The 12,898-nt window shown below is 68.7% G+C and carries 12 protein-coding genes; 7 read left to right on the forward strand and 5 right to left on the reverse strand.

Annotated elements, in window-relative coordinates; genetic code table 11:
• Window positions 1-628 precede the first annotated feature (628 nt).
• Complete coding sequence (ilvD, locus tag JQN66_RS06875; RefSeq protein WP_204677152.1) at window positions 629-2,557, reverse strand: dihydroxy-acid dehydratase; 1,929 nt, start codon at window positions 2,555-2,557, stop codon at window positions 629-631.
• A gap of 84 nt (window positions 2,558-2,641) precedes the next feature.
• On the opposite strand from ilvD, the gene JQN66_RS06880 reads away from it, so the two are divergent.
• On the forward strand, window positions 2,642-3,421 hold the full coding sequence (locus tag JQN66_RS06880) for a helix-turn-helix transcriptional regulator (RefSeq protein ID WP_204677153.1): 780 nt from the start codon (window positions 2,642-2,644) through the stop codon (window positions 3,419-3,421).
• A gap of 24 nt (window positions 3,422-3,445) precedes the next feature.
• Here JQN66_RS06880 and JQN66_RS06885 read toward each other — a convergent pair whose 3' ends face one another.
• Together JQN66_RS06885 and JQN66_RS06890 are read right to left on the reverse strand one after the other, a co-directional pair.
• Window positions 3,446-3,703, reverse strand: a complete 258-nt coding sequence (locus JQN66_RS06885; RefSeq protein WP_204677154.1) for a hypothetical protein — start codon at window positions 3,701-3,703, stop codon at window positions 3,446-3,448.
• Window positions 3,703-4,137: a hypothetical protein gene (locus tag JQN66_RS06890; protein WP_204677155.1), complete on the reverse strand. Its 435-nt coding sequence runs from the start codon at window positions 4,135-4,137 to the stop codon at window positions 3,703-3,705. The genes JQN66_RS06885 and JQN66_RS06890 overlap by 1 nt, the downstream gene beginning before the upstream one ends.
• Window positions 4,138-4,228: 91 nt before the next feature.
• On the opposite strand from JQN66_RS06890, the gene JQN66_RS18595 reads away from it, so the two are divergent.
• A complete protein-coding gene (locus JQN66_RS18595; protein ID WP_275439078.1) occupies window positions 4,229-4,351 on the forward strand; it encodes a hypothetical protein in 123 nt (40 codons plus the stop codon).
• A 123-nt stretch (window positions 4,352-4,474) separates the two neighbouring features.
• Here JQN66_RS18595 and JQN66_RS06895 read toward each other — a convergent pair whose 3' ends face one another.
• On the reverse strand, window positions 4,475-5,224 hold the full coding sequence (locus JQN66_RS06895) for an alpha/beta fold hydrolase (protein ID WP_204677156.1): 750 nt from the start codon (window positions 5,222-5,224) through the stop codon (window positions 4,475-4,477).
• A gap of 134 nt (window positions 5,225-5,358) precedes the next feature.
• Between JQN66_RS06895 and JQN66_RS06900 the strand changes: the two genes are divergently transcribed.
• The 5 genes from JQN66_RS06900 to JQN66_RS06920 are packed head-to-tail and all read left to right on the forward strand — an operon-like array spanning window position 5,359 to window position 11,134.
• Window positions 5,359-6,099 carry an NUDIX hydrolase gene (locus tag JQN66_RS06900; protein WP_113607870.1) on the forward strand — a complete coding sequence of 247 codons (741 nt, stop codon included), beginning with the start codon at window positions 5,359-5,361 and terminating at the stop codon, window positions 6,097-6,099.
• Between the two features lie 58 nt (window positions 6,100-6,157).
• Window positions 6,158-7,459, forward strand: coding sequence for a quinolinate synthase NadA (gene nadA / locus JQN66_RS06905; RefSeq protein ID WP_204677157.1), 1,302 nt, complete (start codon window positions 6,158-6,160; stop codon window positions 7,457-7,459).
• An 11-nt stretch (window positions 7,460-7,470) separates the two neighbouring features.
• The gene (gene nadB / locus JQN66_RS06910) at window positions 7,471-9,114 is read left to right on the forward strand and encodes an L-aspartate oxidase (protein ID WP_204677158.1); all 1,644 of its coding nucleotides are present in this window, start codon (window positions 7,471-7,473) and stop codon (window positions 9,112-9,114) included.
• On the forward strand, window positions 9,111-9,977 hold the full coding sequence (gene nadC / locus JQN66_RS06915; protein ID WP_204677159.1) for a carboxylating nicotinate-nucleotide diphosphorylase: 867 nt from the start codon (window positions 9,111-9,113) through the stop codon (window positions 9,975-9,977). The genes nadB and nadC overlap by 4 nt, the downstream gene beginning before the upstream one ends.
• Complete coding sequence (locus tag JQN66_RS06920) at window positions 9,974-11,134, forward strand: cysteine desulfurase family protein (protein ID WP_204677160.1); 1,161 nt, start codon at window positions 9,974-9,976, stop codon at window positions 11,132-11,134. Before nadC ends, JQN66_RS06920 begins: the two co-directional genes overlap by 4 nt.
• Here JQN66_RS06920 and JQN66_RS06925 read toward each other — a convergent pair.
• A complete protein-coding gene (locus JQN66_RS06925) occupies window positions 11,131-12,792 on the reverse strand; it encodes an MFS transporter (RefSeq protein WP_477190226.1) in 1,662 nt (553 codons plus the stop codon). The two genes, JQN66_RS06920 and JQN66_RS06925, sit on opposite strands and share 4 nt — an antisense overlap.
• Window positions 12,793-12,898 lie beyond the last annotated feature (106 nt).

Consider the following 12,898-nt stretch of genomic DNA (forward strand, 5'->3'; position numbering starts at 1 on the left):
CTTGGCGGCATCCGTTCTTAAATTCTTGTCGGGCGAAGTTGTATGAATCCGTGAACCACTGCCATGGGAAGACCATGGAACCGTAGGCCTTGGTGGAAAGCGTTCAGGTGGCTTCGCTGGACGACTTTCAGGAGAGCTGTCCGAATGATGAAGCTCAAGAATTCGTCAAGTTCTGGACCCTCGTCAGAGTTATTTTTGATCGAATCACGAAAGGATCTTCGATCCGCAATACCCCTCTGACATGCATTTTTATCGGACATCGGCCCGGAATCTTTCCCGGCGACAAATTATTTTTAGAAAACCGCGTCACGAAGCGGAGGTGAATCACTCTTAACTGCTGAAAGACGAAATCAGCCGCACAACGAACTCATACCATGGGGATGGCGTAGTTCAGGAATTGCACTTGGGGGTGCGCGGAGAGAGATTTCGTCTTGTTGGATGCATGCTCATTTGGCGGTGGGAAAGTATCTCGGCGGGCCTGGGACTCATGAATTAATGGGTCTCAGGCCCTTTGTCGTTTCTGGGGCAGCGTGCTCTGGCGGGCGTTGATCGCCGCAGGTCGCAGAGGCGCAAAGGGCCCGGAGCATCCAGATCGGATGCTCCGGGCCCTTCTCGGCTGTCAGTGCGGTTATGCCTTGGCGGTTGCTGCCGTGCGTTCTGCCGCGGCGGCGCGTTCATCGGCCTCGCGCAGGGCACGTTCGACGCGGTCGACGTCGCGCACTGCACCCTTGTCCGCAGACAGGGCCATGGCGGCGTAGGCGCGCAGCGCAGGGGAGACGACGCGTTCGCGGTTGGCCGGGCGGTAGCCGGTGGTGGCAAGCAGGCGTTCGCGGCGCTCGGCCAGGACCTCGTCGGAGACGTTCAGGGTCAGGTCGCGGGTCGGGATGTCGATGGAGATCAAGTCGCCGTCCTCGACCAGGGCGATGAGTCCGCCGGAGGCCGCCTCGGGGGAGACGTGGCCGATGGACAGGCCCGAGGTGCCGCCGGAGAAGCGGCCGTCGGTGATCAGTGCGCATTCCTTACCCAGGCCGCGGCCCTTGAGGAACGAGGTCGGGTAGAGCATTTCCTGCATGCCCGGGCCGCCCTTGGGGCCCTCATAGCGGATGACGACCACGTCGCCGGCTTTGACCTGCTTGTTGAGGATCTTTTCGACGGCCTCGTCCTGGGACTCGCAGACCACTGCCGGGCCGGTGAAGGTCCAGATGGAGGGATCCACGCCGGCGGTCTTGACCACGGCGCCGTCCACGGCGATGTTGCCGCGCAGCACGGCCAGGCCGCCGTCCTTGGAGTAGGCGTGCTCGACCGAACGGATGCAGCCGCCGGCGGAGTCGGTGTCCAAGTCCTCCCACTGGGCGGACTGGGAGAATGCGGTGGAGGAGCGGACGCCGCCCGGGGCCGCGTGCCACAGGGCCAGCGATTCCTCAGCGGCATGGCCGCCGCGGATGTCCCAGGCGTCCAGCCATTCACCCATGGTCTTGGAGTGCACGGTGTGGACGGTTTCGTCCAGCAGGCCGCCGCGGCGCAGCTCGCCGAGGATCGCGGGAATACCGCCGGCGCGGTGCACGTCCTCCATGTAGTAGATCTTGCCGGCACCTGCCGAGTTCGGAGCCACCTTGGCCAGGCACGGCACGCGGCGGGAGACCTCGTCGATCTCATCCAGGCCGAATTCGACGCCGGCCTCGATCGCGGCGGCCAGCAGGTGCAGGATGGTGTTGGTGGAGCCGCCCATGGCGATATCCAGCGCCATGGCGTTGCCGAAGGCGGCCGGGGTGGCGATGTTGCGCGGCAGGACGGAGTCGTCGTCTTCGCCGTAGTAGCGGTTGGAAATCTCCACCACCAGCTTGCCGGCGTTCTCGTAGAGGTCCTTGCGCGCGGTGTGCGTGGCCAGGGTGGAGCCGTTGCCCGGCAGCGACAGGCCCATGGCTTCGGTCAGGCAGTTCATCGAGTTCGCGGTGAACATGCCGGAGCAGGAACCGCAGGTCGGGCAGGCCGACTCCTCGATGCGCAGCAGGTCCGCGTCGGAAACGTTTTCGTTCACTGCCTCGGAGATGGCGTCGACCAAATCCAGGGTGCGCACGGTGCCGTCCACCAGGGTGGCGCGCCCGGATTCCATCGGGCCGCCGGAGACGAACACGGTCGGGATGTTCAGGCGCAGCGCGGCCATCAGCATTCCGGGGGTGATCTTGTCGCAGTTGGAGATGCAGATCAGCGCGTCGGCGCAGTGGGCGTTGACCATGTATTCGACCGAGTCGGCGATCAAATCGCGCGACGGGAGCGAGTACAGCATGCCGCCGTGGCCCATGGCGATGCCGTCGTCCACCGCGATGGTGTTGAACTCGCGCGGGATGCCGCCGGCGGCGGTGATCGCCTCGGAGACAATGCGGCCCACGGGCTGCAGGTGGGTGTGGCCCGGGACGAATTCGGTGAAGCTGTTGGCCACGGCGATGATCGGCTTGCGGCCCAGATCTGCGCCGTTGACGCCGGCCGCGCGGAACAGGGCGCGGGCGCCTGCCATATTGCGGCCATGGGTGACGGTGTGGGAACGAAGTGTGGTCATTGCATAATCACATCACAGGTTTTGCCGCAGACCCAGACGGTGACAATACTAGTAGTACTACTACCAGATGACGATGGGACTCCGATGACTGCTAGTCAGCGCCGCAGGGAGGAACTCGCTGGTTTCCTCAAGGACCGTCGGGCCCGGGCGGACCGCGCGGCGCACGGCCTGCCGGCGGTGGGGCGCAGCCGGCTGCGCGGGTTGCGGCGGGAGGAAGTGGCCACGCTGGCCGGCATCAGCGTCACCTGGTACACCTGGCTGGAGCAGGCTCGTGACATCAACCCCTCGCGCCAGGTGCTGGACTCGCTGGCCAGGCTCTACCGACTGACCCCGGTGGAGACCGCCTACCTGCTATCGCTCGGCGGGCACCGCGACACGATTCCGGCGGCCTCCGAGGGCATGACACCCGCGCTGCAGCGGCTGCTGGACGCGCTGGATTTCCCTGCGTTCCTGCTCTCCGCGGACTGGAGCATCATCGGATGGAACGTGCACTATGCGCAGCTGTACCCGCGGATCGAGGTGCTGGAGGAAGACGACCGGAACCTGCTCTGGCTGGTGTTCACCGATGCGTCGCTGCGGCAGATGCTGCCCGACTGGGCGGAGCAGAGCCGCGGGTTCGTGGGGAGCTTCCGCGCCGAGACGCGCGGCTGGCTGAACCCTGCGGGGGAGAGCGGCATCGTCGCCCGCGTGTCGGCGGCCTCGCCGGAGTTCGCGGCGATCTGGAAGGAGCGCGACGTGGCTGGTTTCGGCACGCGCGAGCGCCTGTTCAACCACCCGGCCAAGGGGCTGACCCGCTACGAGCAGCACAACCTGATCCCGGCCGAGGCCCCGGATTTGACGCTGCTGTTCTACGCGCCGCTGTAGACGGCGGCTTCGGCGCAGAGCGCGCTATTCGCCCGGGATCTGGTACTTGAGTAGTGCCTTCATGTTCGGGCTCAGAGTGATCGTTGGCAAGAAAGCCACCGCATTCTTCGCGTGCTGCCTGGCGGCGAACATTGACAGGTAGCTGAGCACCTTTGAGTGCACGTTGCTGTCTGGATCGACGATGACGTATTCGTCATTGCCGCGTTTTTCGACGTGCAGTTCGGCGGCTGGCCCATCGCCGGGAATGACGCCTTCAGGTTGCCTGGAACGTTGCGTGACCATTATTTCCACCATTTTCGTGATGTCTTGGTGCCAATTCTAGACTCCAACCGGGCGGCGCGTAAGCCGTCGACGATGCCGTCCCGAATCGCCTGGCGGGTGCCGGTACTAAGCTGAATGCCCGAAGGTCCCAGCTCGTCGGTTCGAACGCTTTCGCCCGAAATCTCATCAGAGATGAGTAGGGACAAGGAGGCCAACATGGCGGCTTCGCGTCGTGATACGAGCCAGCCATCGCGAATTGATTTCCTGAATTTCCCATAGGCTTTGAACCGGTCGAAGGCTTTGCCCACGGTTTCTTTCAGGGTGGGAGTCGAGGAGCCTTGCTGGTGTTTCGACGACCATGGGTTCTCGGAAAGCTGCGGCTTCATCGGGCTATTGAGTGTTCCCAATATCAGCGATCCCAGTGCCTGATCCGCTATGGAGTCGCTTTTGGCCAATTCAAGTCCGTATTGGACGCGCTTTCACCACTGGTCAGCATGATCAACTCTGGTGCGAAGCCGGAAAGTTCGCAACGCGGCCAAGGCGGCGATGAACCCGACCGAAGCCGGCAGGAGCGCTCCCCACGAAGCCAGCGCCTGCACGCCGGGCGTCATCCACGTCCAGATGGAATTCAAGAATTCAAGCACGCTGCTGAAGAAATTCATCTGCTGACGATAGGTGGGTTGTGCGATTCGAGGCTGCTTTGTACTGCGCGATGTGGAGAACTACAGACTCCGGGGACCGTGTTGGATGAATTACGCGGTCCCCGGGTGGAAATCAAGATGTCGCTTCTGGCTATGCGCCCAAGAACTCCAAGGTCTTTTCCTTGAATTCGCGGCTGGTGACGGCGTTCGCGTGGTTGCGCCCGGCCAGCCACAGCACTTCGTTGCGGGTGCCGGCGTCCTTGAGCAGGCGGCGCAGCTGGGGCATCGTGGTGGCCAGGTCGTCGTGGTCGCCGGCCACCAGAAGCGTGGGGGTGGAAGGAACCTTGGTTTCGGGTTCGAAGGGCTCGGTTTTGATGCCCTCGATGAGCTTGAAGAGTGCCTCGGCATCGTTGGACGGCTCGGAGGCGACGATCTGCATGATGGATGCGGTGAGGTCGTCGTTGATCTCCTCGCCGCTGGCCAGGAATTTACGCGCCTGCTCAATCTCGAAGCCGGCGAGCATGTCGTTGGCGCCCGGGCCGCCCATGACCAGGTGCTCGACCAAGTCCGGGTTCCATGCGGCGAATTCCCACGCGAGGCGCGAGCCCAGCGAGTAGCCCAGCACGTCGACAGGGCCTTCGTCCAAGTCGATCACGATGGCGGCCAGCGCCTGGCGGATTTGGCTCGGGGCCCAGCTGCCTTCGTTGCGGTGCGGCTCGACGCCGTGGCCCGGAAGGTCGACCAGCAGGACGTTGCGGCCGTGGTCGGTGAAATAATTCGTCCACCTAGCGCGCTCCCAATTCAATTCGCCGGATGAGGCGAAGCCGTGGATGAGCAGTACGGATGGTCCGCTCACCTCGGTGTTTGTGCGGATGACGCGGAGATTCAGATCAAGGGTCATGCATCCGATCATAGGCCACAAAGCAGGTAAACATCGTCTTGCGCTAGCGCCTCGAACTACTTAATGTCAGAATGACTCTAACGCGGTCAAGGCTGCGGAAACTGCTGGAAACCTGAAACGGGGCATCGCAACTGATGACATCGGTACCAAGCTGGGCAAACGTCGACGAGCGGCGGAACATGCCGCCGACGCTGGCGGTGTCCACGGTGATCCTCGGCATCCGCGAGGGCGTCGAGGGCGGGCCGGACAAGCTGTGCCTGCCGCTGGTGCGCCGCATCCGCCAGCCTCATGCCGGATTGTGGGCGCTGCCCGGCGGTCCGGTGGGGGCGCGCGAGTCGCTGGGCCAGGCGGCGGGGCGCACGCTGGCCGAGACCACCGGGCTGCGGCCGAACTACCTGGAGCAGCTGTACACCTTCGGGGACATCGACCGCTCGCCCACGCACCGGCTGGTGACCATCGCCTACTTCGCGCTGATGCACGTGGACCAGGTGGGCGCGACGGTGCGCGACGAGAACGTCGCCTGGTTCGACATCGACGATCCGCAGATCGCGCGGATGGCCTTTGACCACCGCCAGATCGTGGACTACGCGCTGTGGCGGCTGCGCAACAAAACCGAATACGGGCAGATCGCGCACCGGCTACTGGGCGAGCGCTTCACCCTGGCGGCGCTGCGCGGGGTGTACGAGGCGATCCTCGGGCGCCGGCTGGACCCGGCGAACTTCCGGCGCACGCTGAACTCGACCGCCAGCATCGAGGCGACCGACGAATACCAGGCCGGCGGCAAGCACCGCCCGCCGCGGCTCTACCGCTATGTCGGGCACGGGCCCGATCCGCTGCAGGTCGACCCCCTGCAGGTCGAGCCGCCGCAGGGCTGAGAACGAACTTCACCACACTTTTTCAACTAGACCGTTGAATCCCTGAAGGGGGAGCACCATGAGCACCAACACCATCTTCACCGACGCGGCCAACGCGCAGCACAACGCTTCGGTCGCGCAGAACATCGCGCGGCTGAACCTGCTGGCCCCGGGCTCCACCTGCTCGGAGGACCTGAAATCCAACCCATGGGACACCCCCGGCGGCTACGGCCCGGGCGCCTCGGAACAGGACCAGGTGCCGGCCGGCTACCCGGAGCAGGGAACCATCCCGCAGGAGTACCTGGCGGCCAGCGATCAGGAGCTGGATGCGCGCATCCTGGCGGCCAAGGAGACCCTGGGCGAGCGCGCGGTGATCCTGGGCCACTTCTACCAGCGCGACGAGGTGGTGAAGTACGCGGACTTCGTCGGCGACTCCTTCCAGCTGGCCAACGCGGCGCTGACCCGCGACAAGGCGGAGGCGATCGTCTTCTGCGGCGTGCACTTCATGGCGGAGACCGCTGACATCCTCTCGCGCGACGACCAGGCGGTCATCCTGCCGAACCTGGCCGCCGGCTGCTCCATGGCTGACATGGCCGACGGGCCGAGCGTCCAGCGGTGCTGGGACGAGCTCACCGAGCTCTACCGGGACGAGGAGGACGACGGCCGCCTGCCGGTCATCCCGGTCACCTACATGAACTGCTCGGCCGAGCTGAAGGCCTTCGTGGGGCGCAACGGCGGGCTGGTGTGCACCAGCTCCAACGCCGCCACGGTGCTTGAATGGGCGTTCGAGCGCGGCCGGCGCGTGCTGTTCTTCCCGGACCAGCACCTGGGCCGCAACACCGCCAAGGCCATGGGCGTGCCGCTGGCGCAGATGCCCATGTGGACCCCGCGCAAGGCGCTGGGCGGGAACGACGAGGCCACCCTGCGCGAGGCCCGGGTGATCCTGTGGCACGGCTTCTGCTCGGTGCACAAGCGCTTCACCCCGGCCCAGATCGCCAAGGCGCGGCAGGAGTACCCGGGCGTGCGCGTGATCGTGCACCCCGAATGCCCGATGGAGGTCGTGGACGCGGCCGACGAGGCCGGCAGCACCGACTACATCCGCCGCGCGATCGCCGACGCGACCGAGCCGACGGTGTTCGCGATCGGCACCGAGATCAACATGGTCAACCGGCTGGCCGCCGAATACCCGCAGCACACCATCTTCTGCCTGGACCCGGTGATCTGCCCGTGCTCGACGATGTACCGCATCCACCCCGGCTACCTGGCCTGGGTGCTGGAGGAGCTGGTCGCCGGGCGCGTGGTCAACCGGATCACCGTGCCCGCCGAGCAGCAGGGCGACGCGAAAATCGCCCTGGAACGCATGCTGGCCGCCCGGCCGTAAGGACTGATGCGATGAAACGCCTGATCATCATCGGGTCCGGGGTTGCCGGGCTGACCGCGGCGCTGCAGGCGGCGGCCGCCGGGACGCACCCGGTGCTGCTGACCAAGGACCGGCTGGGGGACTCGAACAGCGAGCTGGCCCAGGGCGGGCTGAGCGCCGTCACCGCGCAGTCCATCGCCGCCGGGGACTCGGTGGCCGCGCACGTGGCTGACACCCTGGCCGCCGGCGCCGGACACTGCGGGCCGCAGGCAGTGCGGTACATGTGCGCATCCGCCGCGGACCTGGTGGAGCAGCTCGAAGCCCACGCGGTCGGGTTCGACCGCACCGAGGGTGGAGGCTACCAGCTGGGCCTGGAGGCCGCGCACAGCGCCCACCGCATCCTGCACATCCACGGGGACGCCACCGGGGCGGGGCTGGTGGCGGCCCTGTCCGCCGCGGTGCGCCGCGCCCGCGACGCCGGGAAGCTGACGGTGCGCGAGCACGCGCTGGCCGCGTCGCTGCTGCTCGACGAGCGCGGCGCCGTGGCCGGGGTCCAGGTCCTGCAGGACGGGAGAGCGCAGCGGCTGGCCGCCGACGCGGTGCTGCTGGCCACCGGGGGGCTGGGCCGGCTGTACGCCGCCACCACCAACCGGGCCGGCGCCACCGCGGACGGGATCGGGCTGGCCGCCCGGGCCGGCGCGGTGATCGCCGACGCCGAGTTCGTGCAATTCCACCCCACGCTGGTGGACCCGGCGCGCTTCCCGGCGGCCGGCATGGTCTCCGAGGCGGTGCGCGGGGAGGGCGCGGTGCTGGTCACCGACGCCGGGGAGCGCTTCATGCCCGCCGAGCATCCGGAGGCCGAGCTGGCACCGCGCGACGTGGTCGCCCGCGGCATCCACCGCCAGCTGCTGGCCGGGCGCACCGTGTATCTGGACGCCCGCGGCATCGAGGCCGAGCGCGGGGCCGGGTTCCTGGCCCGCCGCTTCCCCTCGATCACCGCGCGGCTGGCCGCCTGCGGGCTGGACCTGGCCGCGGACCTGGTTCCCGTGGTCCCGGCGCAGCACTACGCCATGGGCGGGATCGCCGCCGACGCCAGCGCCCGCACCACCGTGCCGGGGCTCTACGCGGCCGGCGAATGCGCCAACACCACGGTGCACGGCGCCAACCGGCTGGCCAGCAACTCGCTGCTGGAGGCCATGGTCTTCGCGCGCACCGCGGTGGACGCCATGCTCGCCGACGATCCCGGCGCCCGCGCGCACCTCGACGGGCTCGACGTGACCCAGCTGCCGACGGCGCTGTCGGCCCTCGAAGCGGCCGAGGCCCCGCTGGACCTGGAAACCCTGCAGCGCGAGGCCAGCGAGGCGATCGGCGTGTACCGCACCGGCAAGCAGCTGGAGCGCTTCGCCGGGCTGCTTGCGGCCTGCGCCCCGGTGGCCGAGTCCCCGCGCGAGCAGCTGGAGCTGGAGAACCTGTGGCTCACCGCCCGGTTCACCACCGCCGGCGCGCTGGCCCGCACCGGGTCGCTGGGCGCCCACCACCGGCTGGACGCGGCGCCAGGGAAGCCGCAGCCGGGCCACCGCTACGGCTGGCGGCTGAGTGCCGCCGAACGAACCGCCGAACAGCTTTCCTCCACCACAACCTCTTCAAGCCCAAGCAGCAAGGAACACTTCGCGTGAACGCACCCATCCACCCCGTCCCGCTGCGCGTGATCGACCGCATCATCCACCTCGCGCTGGAGGAGGACAACCCCCGCGGGGATGTGACCGCGGACACCATCGTTCCGGCCGGGGCGGTCGCCACCTGCCGGGTGCGCGCCCGGCAGCCCGGCGTGCTGGCTGGCGGCACGGTCTTCGCCCGCGCCATGCACGCGGTGGACCCGGGCATCGCCACCACCCAGCTGGTCGCCGAGGGGGAGAAGTTCGCCGCGGGGGACACGCTGATCGAGGTCAGCGGCCCGGCGGCCTCCATCCTCACCGCCGAACGCGTGGGGCTGAACCTGCTGCAGCGCCTGAGCGCCATCGCCACCGCCACCGGGCAGCTGGTGGACCTGGTCGCGCACACCACAGCGCGCATCGCGGACACCCGCAAGACCACCCCGGGGCTGCGCGCGCTGGAACGCTACGCGGTGCGCTGCGGCGGCGGGGTGAACCACCGCGACAACCTCTCCGACGCGTTCATGGCCAAGGACAACCACCTGGCCCTGTTCAGCACCCCGCAGGCGCTGACCGAGGCGCTGGCCTCGGTGCGCTCCCGGCTGGGGCACACCACGACCATGGAGGTGGAGGTGGATTCCATCGACCAGCTGCCGGCGGTGCTGGCCGCCGGGGTGGACGTGGTCATGCTGGACAACTTCGACCCCGCCGACATCCCGGCGGCCATCGAGCTGATCGCCGGCCGCGCGGTCGTGGAGGCCAGCGGCAACATCAACGCCGGCACCGTCGCCGCGGTGGCCGAGGCGGGGGTGGACATCATCTCCTCGGGCGCGATCACCCACTCGGTGGCGGCGATCGACCTGGGACTGGATATGGTGGTCGCATGATCTACATGGACGCCGCCGCCACCGCCCCGCCGCGCCAGGAGGTGCTGGACACCGTCTCCCCGCTGCTCACCCGCGACTTCGGCAACCCCGCCTCGCACCATGAGGCGGGGCACCAGGCCCGCCGCGCCGCCAACTGGGCCCGGGCCCAGGTCGCCGCGCAGCTGGGGGTGCACGAGGAGGAAATCTACTTCACCTCCGGCGGCACCGAGGGCGCGAACACCGCGGTGATCGGCGGCGCGCTGGGCAACCCGCGCGGACGCGTGGTCGTGGCCAGCGCCGTCGAGCACCCAGCGGTGCTGGAAGCCTGCCGCTACCTGGCGGACTTCCACGGCTTCACGCTGCGGCTGATCGACGTGGACGCCGACGGGCTGGTGGACCTGGAGCATGCGGCGCAGCTGATCGACGACGACGTCGCCGTGGTCTCGGTGATGGCGGTGAACAACGAGGTCGGCACCATCCAGCCGGTGGCGCAGGTCGCCGCGCTGGCCCGAGCGGCCGGCGCGCTGATGCACACCGACGCGGTGCAGGCCGCCGGCTGGCTGGACTTGGCGCCGCTGGCCGCCGCGGTGGACGCGCTGAGCATCTCCGGGCACAAGATCGGCGCGCTGAAGGGCAGCGGGGCGCTGTACCTGTCGTCGAAGCACCGCTTCGTGCCGCTGCTGCACGGCGGCGGGCAGCAGTCCGGCCTGCGTTCGGGCACCGAGAACCCGGCGGCCGCCGCCGGCATCGCGGTGGCCCTGCAGGCCTGCGCCGCCCAGCGCGAGCAGGGGCTGGGCGAGGGCTACGGACCCTACCTCATCGAGAAGATCACCCGCGGGCTGGAAGCCAAGCACCCCGGCAGCGTGCGGCTGACCGGCAGCGAGAGCCAGCGCATCGGCGGCATCGTGTCCTTCGTATTCCCGAAGACCGCGGGGGAGACCGTGCTGATCGAACTGGAGCGCAAGGGGGTGCTGTGCTCCTCCGGATCCGCCTGCGCGGCGGGATCCACCGATCCCTCGCCGGTGCTCACCGCCATGGGGTACGAGGAGCAGCTGGCGCACACCGCGGTGCGGCTGTCCTTCGGGCGCGGCATCAAGGAGAACGAGCTGAGCCAGGTGGCCAACGCGGTCATCGCCGCGGTGGGCGGGCTGCTGCCGGCATCGCCGGGCGCCGCCTAGTTGCCGCTTCCCGCGGCCAGCCGGGCAGCTACCCGCTGCGCGGAGAGCAGCCGCCAGGCGCCCACGGCGCCGAGCAGCAGGAAGAACGCCGCGGCCAGCATCGACAGGCGGGTCGCGTCGGAGAACCCGGCGGACAAGGCGTCGATGGTCCAGGCCGCATCGTGCCCGCCCGGAGGCTGGACGCGCAGCTGGGTGATGGTGGTGCCGGCGCTCTGCCGGGTGGCCTCGGCCAGCTGGGAAGCCTGCGCGGCGGGGACCGAGGCCTCATCCAGCCGCGAGGGCAGCGTGATGGCCAGCGCCGCGGAAAGCACGGCGCCGGAGATCGCGGTGCCCAGGGCGGAGCCGATCTGGCGCACGGTGCTCTGCGTAGCCGAGCCCTGGCCGGAAATCCGCACTGGAACCTCGGCCAGCACCGTGCCGGTCAGCTGGGCTGACGCCAGTCCCAGGCCGAGCCCGTAGACCACCAGGGTCACCGCGACCACCCAGACCGACACCCCGGCGCTGAGCACCAGGGCCAGCACCAGCACGCCGACGGTTTCCAGTCCCAGGCCCAGCAGCACGGTACCGGCCGGGGAGAGCACCGCGGCCAGGTGCCGGGCCGAAGCCCCGGAGAAGAAGGCGCCCAGCGCCATGGCGGCCAGGATGAAGCCCGCGTGCAGCACGCTCAGGCCCAGGGCGTTGACCAGGAACAGCGGCAGCACAAACAGCAGGGCGAATTCGCCGATGGCCACGCTCGCGGCCGTCAGGTTGCCCCAGGAGAAGGTCTTGTGCTCGAACAGGCGCAGCTCCAGCAGCGCGGCGCGCCCGTTGCGGGCGCGGTGCCGCTCCCAGAAGATGAACATGGTGATCGCCGCGGCCGAGACGAGCAGCGCTATGCCCGGCAGGGACACCGCCGCATCGGCTGGCCACACGAAGGAGCCGATCGTCAGCTCCTTTCTCGGGGTGATCCAGCCGGCGTCCGGTCCTTCGATGATCGCGAACACCAGCGCGCCCATGCCCAGCGCGCTGAGCAGCGCCCCGTCCACGTCCACGCCGCGGCCGGTGGCCCCGCCCTTGGTTTCGGGCACGAAGAGCAGTCCCAGCACCAGCAGCACGGCGCCCAGCGGCAGGTTCACCAGGAAGATCCAGTGCCAGGAGGCGTATTCGGTGAGCAGGCCGCCGGCCAGCGGGCCGATGGCCGCGGCACCGGAGATCACCGCGCCCCACACGCCGAAGGCCGCGGCGCGCTGCTTGCCCTGGAACAGCGAATTCACCGTGGACAGCGTGGCGGGCATGATGCTCGCCGCGCCCACCGCCTGCAGGGCGCGGGCGGAGATCAGCGAGCCCGCCGCGTCCGCGTTGGCGGCCAGCAGCGAACCGCCCATGAACACCAGCAGGCCGGCGATGAACATCTTCTTGCGGCCCCAGCGGTCCGCCAGGCTGCCGGTGGACAGCAGCAGCGCCGCGAGCACCACCGCGTAGAGGCTGTTGACCCATTGCGCGTCGCCCAGGTCCAGGTGGATGTCGGCGATGATGGTCGGCAGCGAGACGCCGACGATGGTGCCGTCGAGCACCACCAGCCCCAGTCCCGCGGCCAGGATGCCCAGCGCCGCCCACGGGTGCGCGGCGGAGCGGGGAACGGTGCCGGATGCGCTGCTGCGCGTCTTGTCAGTCGTCACTTTTCAAGTCTCTGCTTCTTGCGGGTGCGCCGGCGTGCTGCCGTGCTGCGTGCCCTGTCACCTCGATGCTAGTACGCGTCCGCGGCAACGGTCATCCACCAAACGG

Source organism: Glutamicibacter protophormiae (assembly GCF_016894325.1).
GTDB classification, from domain to species: Bacteria; Actinomycetota; Actinomycetes; order Actinomycetales; family Micrococcaceae; genus Glutamicibacter; species Glutamicibacter protophormiae.

Bases quoted from the DNA above. Each gene is read 5' to 3' on its own strand.
- JQN66_RS06900 (WP_113607870.1), top strand. From the start codon at position 5,359: ATGACATCGGTACCAAGCTGGGCAAACGTCGACGAGCGGCGGAACATG.
- JQN66_RS06880 (WP_204677153.1), top strand. From the start codon at position 2,642: ATGACTGCTAGTCAGCGCCGCAGGGAGGAACTCGCTGGTTTCCTCAAG.
- JQN66_RS18595 (WP_275439078.1), top strand. From the start codon at position 4,229: ATGAACCCGACCGAAGCCGGCAGGAGCGCTCCCCACGAAGCCAGCGCC.
- nadB (WP_204677158.1), top strand. From the start codon at position 7,471: ATGAAACGCCTGATCATCATCGGGTCCGGGGTTGCCGGGCTGACCGCG.
- JQN66_RS06920 (WP_204677160.1), top strand. From the start codon at position 9,974: ATGATCTACATGGACGCCGCCGCCACCGCCCCGCCGCGCCAGGAGGTG.
- ilvD (WP_204677152.1), bottom strand. From the start codon at position 2,557: ATGACCACACTTCGTTCCCACACCGTCACCCATGGCCGCAATATGGCA.
- nadA (WP_204677157.1), top strand. From the start codon at position 6,158: ATGAGCACCAACACCATCTTCACCGACGCGGCCAACGCGCAGCACAAC.
- JQN66_RS06885 (WP_204677154.1), bottom strand. From the start codon at position 3,703: ATGGTCACGCAACGTTCCAGGCAACCTGAAGGCGTCATTCCCGGCGAT.
- JQN66_RS06895 (WP_204677156.1), bottom strand. From the start codon at position 5,224: ATGACCCTTGATCTGAATCTCCGCGTCATCCGCACAAACACCGAGGTG.